At 62.4% G+C, this 15,981-nt stretch carries 18 protein-coding genes; 3 read left to right on the top strand and 15 right to left on the bottom strand.

Annotated elements, in window-relative coordinates; translation table 11 throughout:
* The first annotated feature begins 14 nt into the window (after positions 1 to 14).
* Positions 15 to 1,097 carry an elongation factor P maturation arginine rhamnosyltransferase EarP gene (earP, locus tag IPM73_06775; protein ID MBK8917744.1) on the top strand — a complete coding sequence of 361 codons (1,083 nt, stop codon included), beginning with the start codon at positions 15 to 17 and terminating at the stop codon, positions 1,095 to 1,097.
* A gap of 47 nt (positions 1,098 to 1,144) precedes the next feature.
* Positions 1,145 to 1,702: an elongation factor P gene (gene efp / locus IPM73_06770; protein ID MBK8917743.1), complete on the top strand. Its 558-nt coding sequence runs from the start codon at positions 1,145 to 1,147 to the stop codon at positions 1,700 to 1,702.
* 159 nt (positions 1,703 to 1,861) lie between these two features.
* Here efp and nagZ read toward each other — a convergent pair whose 3' ends face one another.
* From nagZ to rpoE, 13 genes are all read right to left on the bottom strand, one after another.
* Positions 1,862 to 2,881 (bottom strand): beta-N-acetylhexosaminidase, encoded by a 1,020-nt coding sequence (gene nagZ / locus IPM73_06765; GenBank protein ID MBK8917742.1) that lies wholly within the window; start codon positions 2,879 to 2,881, stop codon positions 1,862 to 1,864.
* A complete protein-coding gene (locus IPM73_06760) occupies positions 2,878 to 3,255 on the bottom strand; it encodes a holo-ACP synthase (GenBank protein ID MBK8917741.1) in 378 nt (125 codons plus the stop codon). Before IPM73_06760 ends, nagZ begins: the two co-directional genes overlap by 4 nt.
* 235 nt (positions 3,256 to 3,490) lie before the next feature.
* Positions 3,491 to 4,246, bottom strand: coding sequence for a pyridoxine 5'-phosphate synthase (locus IPM73_06755; protein ID MBK8917740.1), 756 nt, complete (start codon positions 4,244 to 4,246; stop codon positions 3,491 to 3,493).
* A complete protein-coding gene (gene recO, locus IPM73_06750; protein MBK8917739.1) occupies positions 4,243 to 4,968 on the bottom strand; it encodes a DNA repair protein RecO in 726 nt (241 codons plus the stop codon). The genes IPM73_06755 and recO overlap by 4 nt, the downstream gene beginning before the upstream one ends.
* Before the next feature lie 4 nt (positions 4,969 to 4,972).
* Positions 4,973 to 5,857, bottom strand: a complete 885-nt coding sequence (gene era / locus IPM73_06745) for a GTPase Era (GenBank protein MBK8917738.1) — start codon at positions 5,855 to 5,857, stop codon at positions 4,973 to 4,975.
* Entirely contained in the window at positions 5,854 to 6,522 is a 669-nt protein-coding gene (rnc, locus tag IPM73_06740; GenBank protein MBK8917737.1) for a ribonuclease III, read from the bottom strand. The genes era and rnc overlap by 4 nt, the downstream gene beginning before the upstream one ends.
* A 65-nt stretch (positions 6,523 to 6,587) precedes the next feature.
* Positions 6,588 to 6,953, bottom strand: coding sequence for a DUF4845 domain-containing protein (locus IPM73_06735; protein ID MBK8917736.1), 366 nt, complete (start codon positions 6,951 to 6,953; stop codon positions 6,588 to 6,590).
* A gap of 12 nt (positions 6,954 to 6,965) precedes the next feature.
* Positions 6,966 to 7,778 carry a signal peptidase I gene (gene lepB / locus IPM73_06730; GenBank protein MBK8917735.1) on the bottom strand — a complete coding sequence of 271 codons (813 nt, stop codon included), beginning with the start codon at positions 7,776 to 7,778 and terminating at the stop codon, positions 6,966 to 6,968.
* A gap of 12 nt (positions 7,779 to 7,790) precedes the next feature.
* Positions 7,791 to 9,581: an elongation factor 4 gene (gene lepA / locus IPM73_06725; protein MBK8917734.1), complete on the bottom strand. Its 1,791-nt coding sequence runs from the start codon at positions 9,579 to 9,581 to the stop codon at positions 7,791 to 7,793.
* A gap of 59 nt (positions 9,582 to 9,640) precedes the next feature.
* Complete coding sequence (locus IPM73_06720) at positions 9,641 to 9,832, bottom strand: glutaredoxin family protein (GenBank protein ID MBK8917733.1); 192 nt, start codon at positions 9,830 to 9,832, stop codon at positions 9,641 to 9,643.
* Positions 9,833 to 9,887: 55 nt separating this feature from the next.
* Positions 9,888 to 11,336: a DegQ family serine endoprotease gene (locus tag IPM73_06715; protein ID MBK8917732.1), complete on the bottom strand. Its 1,449-nt coding sequence runs from the start codon at positions 11,334 to 11,336 to the stop codon at positions 9,888 to 9,890.
* A 113-nt stretch (positions 11,337 to 11,449) separates the two neighbouring features.
* Entirely contained in the window at positions 11,450 to 11,872 is a 423-nt protein-coding gene (locus IPM73_06710; protein MBK8917731.1) for a SoxR reducing system RseC family protein, read from the bottom strand.
* The gene (gene rpoE / locus IPM73_06705; GenBank protein ID MBK8917730.1) at positions 11,872 to 12,471 is read right to left on the bottom strand and encodes an RNA polymerase sigma factor RpoE; all 600 of its coding nucleotides are present in this window, start codon (positions 12,469 to 12,471) and stop codon (positions 11,872 to 11,874) included. The genes IPM73_06710 and rpoE overlap by 1 nt, the downstream gene beginning before the upstream one ends.
* 159 nt (positions 12,472 to 12,630) lie before the next feature.
* Here rpoE and nadB point away from each other — a divergent pair, with 159 nt between their 5' ends.
* Positions 12,631 to 14,205 (top strand): L-aspartate oxidase, encoded by a 1,575-nt coding sequence (gene nadB, locus IPM73_06700; GenBank protein MBK8917729.1) that lies wholly within the window; start codon positions 12,631 to 12,633, stop codon positions 14,203 to 14,205.
* Positions 14,206 to 14,269: 64 nt separating this feature from the next.
* Here the strand turns inward: nadB and IPM73_06695 are convergent, their stop codons facing one another.
* Positions 14,270 to 14,716 carry a hypothetical protein gene (locus IPM73_06695; GenBank protein MBK8917728.1) on the bottom strand — a complete coding sequence of 149 codons (447 nt, stop codon included), beginning with the start codon at positions 14,714 to 14,716 and terminating at the stop codon, positions 14,270 to 14,272.
* A gap of 19 nt (positions 14,717 to 14,735) precedes the next feature.
* Entirely contained in the window at positions 14,736 to 15,974 is a 1,239-nt protein-coding gene (gene fabF, locus IPM73_06690) for a beta-ketoacyl-ACP synthase II (GenBank protein MBK8917727.1), read from the bottom strand.
* Positions 15,975 to 15,981: the final 7 nt, after the last annotated feature.

The following is a 15,981-nucleotide window of genomic DNA, read 5'->3' as shown; positions in this document are numbered from 1 at the left end:
TTAACATGGCGCCCATGCAGGCTCCTTGGGACATCTTCTGCCGCGTCATCGATAACTACGGCGACATCGGAGTTTGCTGGCGGCTGGCCCGGCAGCTGGCGGCGGAGCACGCCCTGCCGGTGCGACTGTGGGTGGACGATCTTGCCGCCCTGGTGCCGCTACAGCCCGGAGTGGTCGTCAACCACGACGAGCAGCGCGTTGCCGGGGTCGATATTCGTCGATGGCCCGCCAGGTTTCCCGGCGTAGCGCCAGCGTCCGTCGTCATCGAGGCCTTCGCCTGCGAACTTCCCGCCAATTACCAGCGCGCCATGGCCTCCTGCAACCCTGCCCCGCGCTGGCTCAACCTGGAGTACCTGTCGGCGGAACCCTGGGTGGAATCCTGCCACGGCCTTTCCTCGCCTCACCCCGCCCTGCGCCTGGTCAAGCACTTCTTTCTTCCCGGATTTACCGCCGGGACGGGCGGGCTATTGCGCGAACGGAATCTCTTGGCCGCAAGAGATGTCTTCCTTGCTACCCAGCCCGCCCGCCAGGCACTGGAGGTCAGCCTGTTCTGCTACGACACTGCCCCGGTGGCGGAATTGCTCGACGCCTGGGCCGCGGGGAACCGCCCCGTGACCTGCCATGTGCCGCCAGGCAAGCCCGTCGCGGCCGTTGCGCGCCATCTCGGGGGCAATGGCCCCTGGCGCTGCGGCCCACTTACGGTACGGCCGATTCCTTTCCTGCCCCAGCCGGAATACGATCGCCTGCTCTGGAGCTGCGATCTCAATTTCGTCCGCGGCGAAGACTCTTTCGTACGTGCCCAATGGGCCGCACGGCCCTTCGTCTGGCAAATCTACCCTCAGGACGATGCCGCCCACCTGGCGAAGCTGGACGCTTTTCTGGACCGCTATCGCCATGGCCTTCCCAAAACAGCCAGTGAAGCGGTCGAAGGCTTCTTTCACGCCTGGAACCAAGGCGCCAACGTAGGCCCCCGCTGGCCCGCCTTCCTCACCCATCTGCCGGCCATCGCCGCCCACAATCGTCGCTGGGCCAGCAGCCTGGCTGCCCAGCCGGATTTAGCCGCAAATCTCGTCAATTTTTGTGCCAAAGAGTTATAATTTAACGTTTCCCATTTCCCGTCCCACCGATTTTCGGAATTTCCAGTATGAAGACCGCTCAAGAACTCCGCTCCGGCAACGTCATCATGGTCGGCAACGATCCGCTCGTGGTGCAGAAGGCCGAATACAACAAGTCCGGCCGCAACGCCGCCGTCGTCAAGATGAAGCTCAAGAACCTGCTCACCGGCGCCCCGTCGGAATCGGTCTACAAGGCCGACGACAAGTTCGAGCAAGTCATCCTCGACAAAAAGGAAGTGACCTACTCCTACTTCGCCGACCCCATGTACGTGTTCATGGACGCTGAATACAACCAGTTCGAGGTGGAAGCCGAGAACATGGTCGACGCCCTCAAGTACCTGGAAGACGGCCTGCCCTGCGAAGTCGTCTTCTACGACGGCAAGGCCATCTCCGTCGAACTGCCCAACAGCGTCGTGCGCGAGGTCGTATACACCGAACCCGCCGTCAAGGGTGATACCTCCGGCAAGGTCATGAAGCCCGCCCGCCTGGCCACCGGCTTCGAACTGCCGGTACCGGCCTTCGTCGAAATCGGCGACAAGATTGAAATCGACACTCGCACCGACGAATATCGCAGCCGTACCAAGTAAGGTGCGGGCTCGCGCCAGCGTCGTTGCACACGGCTTGTCGTAGCGGGGCTACTGTCTGCGCGGAGTGCGCCCTTCGACAGGCTCAGGGCAGGCCTAGCTGGCGCTTCGCTTTGCCGTTTCAGGAAATTTTTCGGGCAGCTTCGGCTGCCCGATTGCTTTTCAGCTGGCCAAACTGGCAATGGCGGCCTGTGCCGCAAGATAGGTCGGGTCGGTCGCCAAGGCATCGCAGGAACGCGCCGGCACCGTAGGCAGCAGCTTTTCGATCCTTTGCCCGGCAGCTGGATCGACCGTGGGCTGCCATTGGGCAAGGACCTCGCCTACCGCCTCCGGCGCGTTGCACACCAACAACATGTCGCATCCAGCGGCGTGAGCGGCTTCGACGCGCTTGACCATGTTGCCCACCACGCCGGCGCCGGCCATGGACAGATCGTCCGTAAAAACCACCCCGTTAAACTTAACGTCGTTTCTCAAATAACTTATCCATTTATTTGAAAATACTGCCGTATTGCAATCCGTGCACTGGTAGATCACGTGGGCGGCCATGACGCCGTCCAGAGGGAGGAGGCGGTAGGGTTCGAGGTCTTCGGCCATGGCTTCCAGGGGGCGATCGTCCACCGGCAGTTCGACGTGGGAATCCGGGATGACGTAGCCGTGCCCGGGGTAGTGCTTGCCGCAACTGCCCATGCCCGCTTGGCGGAGCCCGGCGATGAGGGCGCCGGCCAGGTCGATGACGGCTTCCGGGCGGCGATGGAAGGCGCGGTCGCCAATGACCCGGGAGGGGCCGTAATCCAGGTCGAGGACCGGGGTGAAGGAATAATCGACGCCACAGGCCCGCAATTCGGCGGCCAGGACGTAGCCGACGGCCTGGGTGGCCTGCCACGCTGCGGCGGGATTATCGTCCCACAGGCGGCCGAGGGCGGCCATGGGTGGCAGGCGCGTGAAGCCTTCGCGGAAGCGCTGCACCCGGCCCCCTTCATGATCCACCGCGATAAGCAGGCGCGCTTCCCTCAAGGCATGGATTTCCGTGGTCAGGCGCTGCAACTGTTCGACGTCGGCGTAGTTACGGGTGAACAGGATGATGCCGCCGACGAGGGGGTGGCAGAGGCGCTCCCGATCCAGGTCGGTGAGTTCCGTGCCGGCGATGTCAATCATCAGCGGGCCGAGGGACAGGTTGTTCATGGCTTTTCGAGGATGACGTAGGCGACAGCGTAGTCCGCTTCATCGCTGATGGAAAGATGGGCGACCAGTCCCTTGTCGGCCAACAAGGCCGCCAGTGCTTCGCCAGGGGCGAACAGCGGTTTGCCCAGATCGTCGTGGGTGACGCCGATGGCGGTGAGGGTCGCCGGCGCCCGTACGCCCGTCCCCAGGGCTTTGGCGAAGGCTTCCTTGGCGGCGAAGCGCTTGGCGAGGAAGCGTCCCTTGTCGGGGGCTCGGGCGAACCCCTCCCGCTCGCAGGGAGCGAGGAACTTGTCGGCAATGCGCTCGCCGTGGCGTTCCCACATGCCCTTCAAGCGGGCGACGGCGACGATGTCGGTGCCGATGCCGTGGATCATCCTAGAAACCTCAGTTGACCGCTTGTCTTGATCCGGAAAGCCCAACGCTTCTGACCATCCCTTCTCTCGGAACCACAAATCCAGCCGGTGAGTACGCTACGAGCCCGCTGGCGCATCCGGACGGGCGCCTGGTTTTGTCGCTCCTCCTTGCAGGCATCAGCCTGCCGCGTCGTCGCTTCGCACCAGACACCCGCCCGAACGCACCAACGGGTTCGTCCAACTGAGGTTTCTAGGATCATTCGCCCCGGTCCGCCGCCTCGCGCATGAGTTGCTTCATTTCCCGCACCGCCTCGCGCAGGCCGACGAAGGTGGCGCGGCTGACGATGGCGTGGCCGATGTGCAGTTCCCGTACCCCGGCAAGGCGCGCCACCGGCTGGACGTTGTAATAGTTGAGGGCGTGGCCGGCGTTGAAGCGCATGCCCAGGGCGCGAATGGCCTGGCCGGCACTGCGGACCTTGTCCAGTTCGGCCAGCACCGCCGGCGCTTCGGCATCCCGGCCTTTGTCGTAAAAGGCATGGGCGTAGGGACCGGTGTGGATTTCGCAGACGCGGGCGCCGATGCGGGCCGCCGCCTCGACCTGAGGCAATTCGGCGTCGATGAAGACGCTGGTGACGATGCCGGCATCGGCCAGGCGGCTCACCACGTCCTTCAGCCGGACTTCCTGGCCGGCCACGTCGAGACCGCCCTCGGTGGTGACCTCGTGGCGACCTTCCGGCACCAGCATGGCCATTTCCGGCTTGAGGGCACAGGCGATGCCCACCATCTCGTCGGTGGCAGCCATTTCCAGGTTGAGCTTGATCTGGGTGAGATCCCGCAGGCGTCGCACGTCGTCGTCCTGGATGTGGCGGCGGTCCTCCCGCAGATGGACGGTGATGCCGTCGGCCCCGCCCAGATGGGCCTCAACCGCCGCCCAGACCGGGTCCGGCTCGTAGGTGCGGCGCGCCTGGCGCAGAGTGGCGACGTGGTCGATGTTGACGCCCAGCTCAATCATAAATCCTGTAACTCCTTGAATATTTTGCGCGTTTCCAGCTCCTTGCCGGAGAGATAATACGCCATCAGGGTGCGCATCAATTGCTTGGCTTCCGCCCGGCTGCGGGGATCAGCGAAATGATCAGCCGCCAGGTCCAGCAGCGTCCGACCCAATACCGCGTCCTCGGCCGCTTCACCGTGGTCCAGGCGTACCGGCCCCTGCTCCATGCGGTAATGGTAAGGGGACTCTGCGGCAATGGGGCGACCTTCGCTGTCGTGGTCCAGGGTGAGGCCATAGCCAAGTGCCCCCAGCAGCGCCTTCTCGAAGCTGCGCAGGTCGGCCTCCCGCACCTTGCCGGCGGGGTCGGCCGCCAGATGGCCGAGGATTTCACGATAGCGTTCGAAAAGCCGCTCGTGGGCATCCTCCCGGGGCAGAAGGTGCATGAGCAATTCGTTCAGGTAGTAGCCGCAGAAGAGCGCCTCGCCGTGCAGGAGCGGCAATCCGCCCTGCCACTCGGCCTTCATCAGGGTGAGCACCTCGCCCTTTCCAGCCCAGCCAAGTTCCAGGGGCTGGAAGGCCATGAGCAGGCCGCGCAGGGCAGAGCGCGGGCGGCGAGCGCCCCGGGCCAGGAGAGCGATGCGGCCGAAATCCCGGGTGAAGGCCTCGATGATGAGGCTGGTTTCCCGAAACGGGTAACTGTGCAGGACGAAAGCGGGTTGCCCGTCGACCTTTTGCCGCTGCATGGGGCTATTCGTAGCCTAGGCTCTTGAGGAGACGCTCGTCGTCGGTCCAGCCGGACTTCACTTTCACCCACACCTCGAGATAAACCTTGCCGTCGAACAGGCGTTCCATGTCCTGGCGCGCTTCGGTGGCGATGCGCTTCAAGGACTCGCCCCCCTTGCCGATGACGATGGCCTTGTGGCTGTCGCGGTCCACGACGATGGCCGCGTAGATGCGGCGCAATGCCCCTTCCGCCTCGAATTTCTCGATTTCCACCGTGGTGGCGTAGGGAAGCTCGTCACCCAGGAGTCGGAAGAGCTTTTCGCGAATGTATTCGGCAGCCAGGAAGCGTTCCGACTTGTCGGTCAGTTCGTCCTCGGCGAAGAGCAGGCCTTCGTTGGGGAGGTGCTTCCTGACTTCACCCAGCAACTGCTCGGTCTGCCTTCCCTTGGCCGCGCTGATCGGCACCACGGCGGCGAAATCCCGCTCCTGACCAAGCTGCGCCAGGAAAGGCAGGAGCGCCGCCTTGTCCTTCAGGCGGTCGGTCTTGTTGATGGCCAGAATCACCGGCCGGTCGGCAGGCAGGAGCTTCATCACGGCCTTGTCCTTGGCGTCGAAGCGCCCGGCCTCGATAACGAAGACGACGACGTCGACGTCGGCCAGGGTTTGGGTGACGCCCCGGTTCATGGCCCGGTTGAGGGCATTGGAAAACTTGGTCTGGAAGCCGGGGGTATCGACGAAGACGTACTGGGCGTCCGCATCGGTGCGGATGCCGGTGATGCGGTGCCGCGTCGTCTGGGCCTTGCGCGAGACGATACTGATCTTCTCCCCCACCAAATGGTTGAGGAGCGTGGATTTGCCAACATTGGGCCGGCCTACGATGGCGACGTAGCCGGAACGTATGGGTTTCATGCGTTGAGGGCCTTCAGGGCATTTTCGGCGGCGGCCTGCTCGGCAAGCCTGCGACTGCTGCCTGCCCCCACCGTCTCCACCCCCAGGCGCTCCAGGACACAACTGACCTCGAAACGCTGGTTATGCGCCGCTCCCGTTGTCGCCAGGGTGGCATACTTCGGCAAGGGCTGCTTGCGCCCCTGGAGCCACTCCTGCAATCGGGTTTTGGCATCCTTGCACGACTCGCCCGGGTTGAGTTCATCCAGCAGGCGTTCGAACAAGCGCTTGACCATGCTCTCCGCTGACTCGAATCCCGCGTCGAGAAAAACAGCCCCGATCACCGCTTCCAGGGCATCCGCTAGAATCGACGGCCGCTCGCCCCCCCCGCTGCGCAATTCGCCTTCCCCAAGCCGAAGCTGCGACCCCAGGCTAAGGCGCCGAGCCACTAGGTGCAGCGTTTCCTGCCGCACGAGATTGGCCCGCAGACGCGAGAGATCCCCTTCCGGCAGGTGTTCAAAACGCCGGAACAGTTCAGCAGCCACCAGGAAATTCAGTACGCTATCACCCAGAAATTCCAGGCGCTCGTTATGGCACGCCGAAAAACTCCGGTGCGTCAATGCCGTCTGCAATAGTTCCCGGTTGCGGAAGCGATGCCCAATGGCATCTTCAAGGGCGGTAAGGGGCATCGGGGGGTCTGTTGCGCGGATTTTGCCCGCGGCCCCTGGGGATCGCCCAGGAACCGGGCCAGCGACTAGTCGGCAGATGATCCGCTGGTCGTCCCGCGGTAATTGATCAGCAGGCTGACGTTGAACCCCAGGGGAATCTTCTTTTCGTAGTCGAAGGAAATCACGATCTGGTTTCCCTCCTTGGAAATATCCAGATCCTGGGCGCTGAATTCCGTGATGTGATCGACTTCGGCATATTTGGCAAAGGCCTGCCGCACCTCGGGGACGGTCGCCCCCGGAGCCACGCTGGCCACCGTGGCCTTGGCGTCCTTGAGAATCTTGTAGTACTCGATCGCCGACGGGGCCACCTTGATACCCAGCATGGCGACCAGGGCGATGAGAATCCCCCAGAACATCACACCGGAAAGGGTCACTCCACGCTGATATTTCATCCTTCGTCTCCCCTACTTGAACGATCCGATACGGCTGAAATCGATTCCCTTGGGCGGAATGAACGATTCCACATGCATCCAGATGAAAAAGGCCTTGCCGACGATGTTTTCCTCAGGCACGAAGCCCCAGTAACGACTGTCCCTGCTGTTGTCGCGGTTGTCACCTACCATGAAGTAGTGCCCGGGGGGGACGGTACACACGACGCCGGAGGCATTGTAGAGGCAATTTTCGCGATTGGGGAAGCTGGCCACGCCGGGAATGTAGGCCGGTGCGTCGGTGTCGTTCAGCATGCGATGTTCGACGCCATCCATGTTTTCGACATACTGTTCGGAGTAGTAAACCCGTTCCGGATGAAGATAATCGGCAAGCTTCTTCACCTCCACGGGTTTTCCGTTGATGGTCAAGCGCTTGTTCTGATACTCGACCTTGTCCCCCGGAACCCCCACGACACGCTTGATGTAGTCCAGGGAAGGTTCTTCGGGGTAACGAAAGACCATGACGTCTCCGCGCTGCGGGAGGTTGATGTCGACGATCTTCTTGTTGATGACCGGCAGGCGTATCCCGTAAGTGAATTTATTCACGAGAATGAAATCGCCGACCAATAGAGTCGGAATCATTGATCCCGAGGGAATCTTGAACGGTTCGACAATGAAGGAGCGGAGCACGAAAACAATGAGGATGACGGGGAAAAAACTTGCCCCCCATTCCACCCACAGCGGCTCCCCTGCATCCTTGGCCCGCAACTTGCGGAACCTGAGGACGTCCAGGGCGTAAAGCGCTCCGGTGACCAGGGTCAGAACAAAAAGGATCAGGGCAAAATTCATCGTATTCCTAAGTCAGTTATCCACGCGCAGCACGGCGAGGAAGGCTTCCTGCGGGATCTCCACGCTGCCCACCTGCTTCATGCGCTTCTTGCCGGCCTTCTGCTTCTCGAGCAGTTTCTTCTTGCGGGTGATGTCGCCGCCGTAGCACTTGGCCAGCACGTCCTTGCGCAGGGCCTTGACGTTTTCCCGCGCGATGATGTGGGAGCCGATGGCGGCCTGGATGGCCACGTCGTACATTTGGCGGGGAATCAGCTCGCGCATCTTGGAGGCCAGTTCGCGCCCGCGATACTGGGAATTGGCCCGGTGCACGATCAGCGACAGGGCATCCACCCGGTCGCCGTTGATCAGCACGTCGAGCTTGACCACATCCGCCGCCCGATACTCCTTGAAGTCGTAGTCCAGGGACGCATAACCCCGGGAACAGGATTTCAGCTTGTCGAAAAAATCCATCACCACCTCGGCCATGGGCATTTCGTAGACCAGCTTCACCTGGCGCCCATGGTAGTGCATGTCAACCTGGTTGCCGCGCTTCTGGTTGCACAGGGTGATGACGGCGCCCAGGTAATCCTGGGGCACGAAGATCGTCGCGGTGATGATGGGCTCGCGGATCTCCTCGATCTTGCCGATCTCGGGCAGCTTGGAGGGGTTCTCCACCTGGATCTGGGTACCGTCCCGCTGCACCACTTCATAGACCACGGTGGGCGCCGTGGTGATGAGGTCCTGGTCGAATTCCCGCTCCAGGCGCTCCTGGACGATCTCCATGTGGAGCAAGCCGAGGAAACCGCAGCGGAAGCCGAAGCCCAGGGCCTGGGACACTTCCGGCTCGTACTGGAGCGAGGCGTCGTTGAGCTTCAACTTTTCCAGGGACTCCCGCAGGGAGTCGTACTGGTTGGCTTCGACCGGGTAGAGACCGGCGAACACCTGGGGTTTGATTTCCTTGAAACCGGGCAGTGGCGCCGCGGCCTTGCGGTCGCTGTGGGTGATGGTGTCGCCCACCATGGCGGCCTTGAGTTCCTTGATGCCGGCAATGACGAAACCCACTTCGCCCGCCCGCAGCACGTCGCGCTGCAGAGACTTGGGCGTAAATACGCCCACTTGCTCGCACAACTGGTTGGCCCCGGTGGCCATGAAATGGAGCTTGTCCTTGGGGAAAATCTCGCCATCGACCACGCGGACCAACATGACCACGCCCACGTAGTTGTCGAACCAGGAGTCGATGATCAGGGCCTTCAACGGCGCGCCGGTGTCGCCCTTGGGGGGCGGCACCTTGGCAATCACGGCCTCCAGGATGTCCTGCACGCCCAGGCCGGTCTTTGCCGAGGCCAACACGGCTTCGGAAGCGTCGATGCCGATCACGTCCTCGATTTCGCTGCGGGCGTTGTCAGGATCGGCAGAAGGCAGGTCGATCTTGTTGAGCACCGGCACCACCTCGACACCCAACTCGATGGCGGTATAGCAGTTGGCCACAGTCTGGGCCTCGACGCCCTGGGAGGCATCCACCACCAGCAACGCCCCTTCGCAAGCGGAGAGTGAGCGGGAGACTTCGTAGGAAAAATCCACGTGCCCCGGCGTGTCGATCAGGTTGAGGTTATAGACCTTGCCGTCCCTGGCCTTGTACTCCAGGGCCGCGGTCTGGGCCTTGATGGTGATGCCCCGCTCGCGCTCGATGTCCATGGAATCGAGCACCTGCTCCTCCATCTCCCGGTCCGACAGACCCCCGCACAGATGAATGATGCGGTCGGCCAGGGTCGACTTGCCATGATCAATATGGGCAATGATGGAAAAGTTGCGGATATGGTCCATGCGGCTCGAAAAAAAGGGCGCTGGCAGGCGCCCTGGGCGAATTCCGGAAACCCGCGATTTTAGCGGATTCCGGCCAAATACTCACGGACTTTGAGTCCGTCCAGGAAGTAGTGGCACAGCTCATTCCCCCGGTGGAGCAGGACAGGAACGAGTTCATCATAGCGGGCCTCGAGTTCGGCGTCGGCGTCCACATCCAATACGTGCAGCCCGATGCCGAATTCAAGCGCCAGAGGCGCCACAGCCGCTTCCATGTCCTGACACAGGTGGCAGTAGCTTCGGCTCACCAGCACGAGGGGTTCCGCTGTGTCACCCGTTGCCACCGGGACCTCCACCACTGCCGTTGGTGGCCTTGATGGTCACGAAAGTCTGGCTCTCGCCCCGCTTGATGAGCAGCGTGATGTTCGAGTTGCGGTCGAATTGGCCAAGCAGCTTGTTGAACTGATCGACGGTTCGCACCTCGGTTGTCGCCCCCTTGGCGATGAGGGCGAGGATGATGTCCCCCGGGCGCAGGTCCGCACGGGCGGTGCTGCCCTTGATGTCCTCGATGAGCAGTCCGCCGGATATCTTCTGCTCCTTGCGCTTTTCCTCCGAGAGTTCGCTGACTACCAGCCCCAGCCGATTGGCGGCCTGCTCGGCCGGTTTTGGACCGCTCCCAACCCTGGGCCGGCCCCCCTCTTCGACGAATTCGCCCACCGTGATGGCGATGTCCCGCGTCACGCCCTTGCGCCATACCTGTACAACCGACTTCGTTCCAGGCTTGGTTGCGGCGACGACCCTTGGCAAATCCGCCGACATATTGATTGGGCGACCGTCGAACTTCAGGATGACGTCCCCCGCCTCCAGGCCGGCCTTTTCTGCGGGACCGCCTTTTTCCACCGCATTCACGATGGCCCCCATGGGTTTGGCAAGCCCCAGGGACTCGGCGAGTTCCTTGCTGACCTCCTGGATCACGACCCCCAATCGACCGCGGCTGACCTTACCCTGGCTGCGCAGTTGCCCCTGAATTTCCATCGCCACATCGATGGGGATGGCAAAGGAAAGCCCCATATATCCCCCACTGCGGCTGTATATCTGGGAGTTGATGCCGATAACCTCTCCCTTCAGATTGAACAGCGGCCCTCCGGAATTGCCCGGATTGATGGCGACGTCAGTCTGAATGAAAGGCACATAGTTCTCCTGGGGCAATGAACGCCCTTTGGCGGAAACGATACCGGCGGTCACCGAATTGTCGAACCCGAAGGGCGAACCGATGGCGACAACCCACTCGCCGACCCGCGTCTGAGCAGGGTCGCCCAGCCGCACCGTGGGCAGGCCCGACGCCTCGATGCGAATAAGCGCCACGTCGGTCCGCTTGTCGGCGCCGATGACCTTGGCTTTGAATTCCCGCTTGTCGGTCAGGCGCACCGTAATTTCGTCGGCGGTCTCGACGACATGCGCATTGGTCAGGATGTATCCGTCGGCGCTGATGATGAAACCCGAGCCCAGGGACTTGCTCTCGAATTCCCGCTGGGGCGCGCCTCCCGGCTGCCGGGGAATGAAACGCCGGAAGAATTCGAACATGGGATCGTTCTCGTCCAGCGGTACCCCGAACGGGGTGCGCCCCCGGACGACCTGGGTGGTGCTGATATTGACCACGGATGGCCCCTGTTTTTCCGCCAGATCGGCAAAGTCCGGCAGAACCCGCCCTGGTGCAACTTCCGCAAGAGCGAAGGCGCAATAAAAGAACAGGCAAGCATGGACCAATAGACGCTTCATGACAAAAAACTCCGAAACAGACGAAGAAACCAGGCAGATTCCCGTGAGCGGAATCGCGACCGCTAGTGGCCACCGCCTTCAAGCGGGAAAAGCATGGAACTCAGGGCGAGAGATCACTGCAAACGCTCGATGATGGTCGGCTGCACCTGGGTGCGCACAAACCGGCGGAGCACGATCCAGGCCCCGCCAAGACCGATCAGGGAACCGAGCATGGCCGCCGTATCGCCGCCCATCCAGGATCCGACCAGGGCCCCGCCGACCAATCCCAAAAGTGGAAGCCCATAAGCCAGATTCGCGCCCCGGCGCACCGCGCCATCCGCTATTCCGACTTCGACACGCTCGCCAACTACGGCCCCCCGGGGGTTGGCAACGCGATAAACCCGGGGCGTCGAACACAGCATGCGCGCGAGATTCCGTCCGCCGCAACCGCCACTCTCGTGGCAGCGCCCACACCCTGCCTGAGTCACTTCGACCAGGGCCTCGCCCCCCTGCAGCTCGCGCACGACGGCTGCTACGACGGTGGTCGAGTCGTCCATCACCAACGCCGATCTGGAGCCGTATCCAGCAGAGGGCGCAGTTTGGCCGCCACGGCCTCCCGAGCCCGAAAAATCCGCGAACGGACGGTCCCGATGGGGCAATTCATGATCTGGGCGATTTCCTCGTAGGACATGCCTTCGATCTCCCGCAGCACAATGGCCGTGCGCAGTTCGTCCGGCAAGGCTTCGACGGCACTATTGACGGTTTCGCCAATCTGTTTGGAAAGCAGGACGCTCTCGGGCGTGTTGATATCCCTGAGCTGGTCGCCATCCTCGAAGGTTTCGGCCTCTTCGCTATCGAATTCGGTCGTGGTGGGAGCACGCCGCCCCTGGGAAACCAGGTAATTCTTGGCCGTATTGATGCCAATGCGGTAGAGCCAGGTATAGAAAGCGCTCTCACCACGGAAGGCCGGCAAGGCACGGTAGGCCTTGATGAACGCTTCCTGAGCCACATCCTCGACCTCGGCGGCATCCCGGATATAACGCGACAGCAAACGGCCCAACTTGCGCTGGTATTTGCTCACCAAGAGGTCAAAGGCGTGCCGCTCGCCACCTTGGGCTCGCTCGACCAAGGCCTGATCAATCTCGCGCTCACTCATCGCTTGCCGCGTTCCCTGAGGGTCTAATGCTTGTTGTGGGGGGAGTATAGCGCGAAGTATTCGCGCCAAACCCCAGGGACCATCCCGGTTTGTGACCGTGTGTAACCATTGGACATGGTATAGTCCCCGGCCGAATCTACCCCTCCCCTCGCAAACCGCGTGAATTCCTTCGACGTCCTTATCATTGGTAGCGGCCTCGCCGGACAATCTGCCGCCCTGCGCCTTGCCGACCGCTGCCGCGTGGCATTGGTCAGCAAACGTGCGCTCGAAGACAGTGCCTCGGGCTGGGCCCAGGGCGGCATTGCAGCCGTCCTCGACAGTCAGGATTCCATAGACGCCCATATCCGGGATACCTTCATTGCCGGTGCGTGGCTGAACGACCCGGGTGCGACACGGTTCGTGGTCGAGAACGGCCGCCGCGCCATCGAATGGCTGATCGACCAGGGAGTCCCCTTCACCCAGGACGACTCCGGCTACCATCTGACCCGGGAAGGCGGTCACAGTGCCCGCCGCGTGATCCATGTCGCCGATGCCACCGGCCAGGCAGTGCAGGAGACCCTGACCCGCAGGGTTCGGGCCCACCCGAACATCACGGTGCTGGAAGATCACATTGCTGTCGATCTGATCACGGCAGCCAAGCTGGGCAGCAGCGAAGACCGTTGTCATGGCGCCTACGTGCTCGACACCCGCATGGACCGTGTCGTCACCCTGGGAGCACCACATACCTTGATTGCGACAGGGGGAGCGGGCAAGGTCTATCTCTACACGACCAACCCAGACACCTCCACCGGAGACGGCATTGCCATGGCCTGGCGAGCAGGGTGCCGCGTCTCCAACATGGAGTTCATCCAGTTCCATCCAACCTGCCTGTATCACCCCCAGGCCAAGTCCTTTCTCATCTCTGAAGCGGTGCGCGGCGAAGGGGGTCTGCTACGGCTCCCGGATGGCACCCGCTTCATGCCCGAACACGATCCGCGGGCCGAACTCGCCCCCCGCGACGTGGTCGCCCGCGCCATCGACTTCGAGATGAAGAAGCGCGGCCTGGATTGCGTCTTCCTGGACATCGCCCACAAAGGTGAAGATTTCATCCGCGGGCACTTTCCCAATATTCACGCCCGCTGCCTGGAACTGGGCATCGACATCACCCGCGATCCCATCCCGGTCGTACCGGCGGCCCACTACACCTGCGGAGGCATCGTCTGCGACCTGCAGGGGCGAACCGATCTTGCGGGTCTCTACGTGGCCGGTGAGGCCTCTTGCACCGGCTTGCACGGCGCCAATCGCCTTGCCTCGAACTCACTCCTGGAATGCCTCGTCTTCGCCGAAGCGGCGGTGGTCGACATCCTCGCCTCGTCTCCGGCGGCCGTCCCAGCCCTGCCTGCCTGGGACGAAAGCCGGGTGACTGATGCCGACGAAGAAGTGGTCATTTCTCACAACTGGGACGAGTTGCGCCGCTTCATGTGGGATTATGTCGGCATCGTGCGGACTACCAAGCGCCTGAAACGGGCCTCGCACCGCATTCGTTTGCTCAAGCGGGAAATCGATGAGTTCTATGCCAATTTCCGGGTCAGTCACGACCTGATAGAACTGCGCAATCTTGTCGAGACGGCAGATCTGATCGTGCGCTGTGCCATGAAGCGTCGGGAAAGCCGAGGGCTTCACTCGTCACGGGACTATCCGGAGACCCGAAAAGTCCCACGCAGTACGGTTCTCAAGCGACGCGGAAAGCGCTAGTACCAGGCGACTCCTGAACCTTTCCGGCACGACGTACCGCGGACATTCCGAGATGAAGCGGCGCTCAGCCGGACACAGTTTCCGGACCGAGCCTCAGGTCCGTGCCGGGCCGCCGTCGCCAAGCAAGCCACAGCCTCAAGCGACGAAAATCTTCACACGCGAGACTGTCCGGCGCGATGGCAAGTACATGGGCCGAATCCTCGCTCCGAACGCGCAGGACCGTCAGCCAGGGGTGAATGCGTAGCGGGGGAATCACCTCGGCCGAGCGCCATTCGTCCAGGGAGGCGGCGATCTCGATTCGCCCATCGGCAAGCAACTTGAGGCCGACGATGCTCGGCCGCCCTGCCCTCCAGGCCAAGAGGGCACCCAAGACGACCAAAGCCAACGCAGCGATGCCCCCCAGGCCCAGGTCCAGCCCCAGAAGAGCCGAGGCCGCTACCCCGTGGGCAAGAAGCCCTGCACCGCGCAGGAAAAAAGATGGGCGCAGCCCGATGACGACCGGAAACCGCACCCCATTCTCCTCTCGCGGATCAGATACGCCGGAAAGCCACCGTCCCGTTGGTTCCGCCAAACCCGAAGGAATTGGAAATGGCCGCTTCGATCTTCATCTTGCGTGCCTGATTCGCACAGTAGTCCAGGTCACAGCGCTCATCCTGGTTGAAGATGTTGATCGTCGGAGGCGAAATCTGATGGTGAATCGCCAGGGCGGTGAATACGGCTTCTATTCCCCCTGCGGCACCCAAGAGATGCCCCGTCATGGATTTGGTTGAATTCATGACCAGGTTCTTGGTAGCCTCGCCAAAAGCGCGCTTGACTGCCTGGGTTTCCGCAACATCCCCCAGGGGAGTCGAGGTTCCGTGAGCATTGATGTACTGGATGTCACCCGGTGCCAGATCGGCATTGCGGAGCGCAGCCAACATGCAGCGCCGTGCTCCGTCCCCGTCTTCCGCAGGCTGCGTCATGTGGAAGGCATCGGCGCTCATGCCATAGCCTGCCACCTCCGCGTAGATCTTTGCGCCACGGGCCTTGGCATGCTCGTACTCCTCAAGGACCATCACCCCGGCACCTTCGCCAAGCACGAAGCCGTCGCGATCCCGGTCCCAGGGGCGGCTGGCGGTGGCCGGATCGTCATTGCGTGTGGACAGTGCGCGGGCTGCACAGAATCCGCCCAAGCCCAAAGGGGATACCGTCGCCTCGGCACCACCCGCGACCATCACGTCGGCATCGCCATACTCGATGATGCGCGCGGCCTCACCCACGGAGTGAGTTCCGGTGGTACAGGCCGTGACCAACGCGATATTGGGGCCCTTGAATCCGAACATGATCGAGAGGTTGCCGGAAATCATGTTGATGATGGAACCGGGGACAAAAAACGGCGAAATCTTGCGGGGACCGCCAGCCAGATAGTCATCCTTGGTCGCCTCGATCAGAGGCAGACCGCCGATCCCTGAACCAATGGCAACCCCGATCCGCTCAGGGTCGGCCGCATTCTCGGCGAGCCCCGCATCGCGCACGGCCTGAATGGCGGCCGCCATCCCGAAGTGGATGAAGGTATCCATGCGCCGGGATTCCTTCGGGGCCAGATAGGCCCCGATGTCGAAACCCTTCACTTCTCCAGCGATATGCGCGGAAAAGGCTGAGGCATCGAATTTGGTGATCGTGGCGATCCCACTCCGCCCGGCGATGAGGTTCGACCAACCCTCGTCCACGGTATTGCCGACCGGGCTAACCAAACCCAGGCCTGTGATGACGACTCTGCGACGTGCCAAGGTGTGC

The sequence above is a fragment of the Betaproteobacteria bacterium genome (assembly GCA_016720065.1).
Lineage (GTDB): Bacteria > Pseudomonadota > Gammaproteobacteria > Burkholderiales > Rhodocyclaceae > SSSZ01.
The sequence above is the reverse complement of the archived record's forward strand: the minus strand, read 5'-3'. Positions and strand labels throughout refer to the sequence as shown.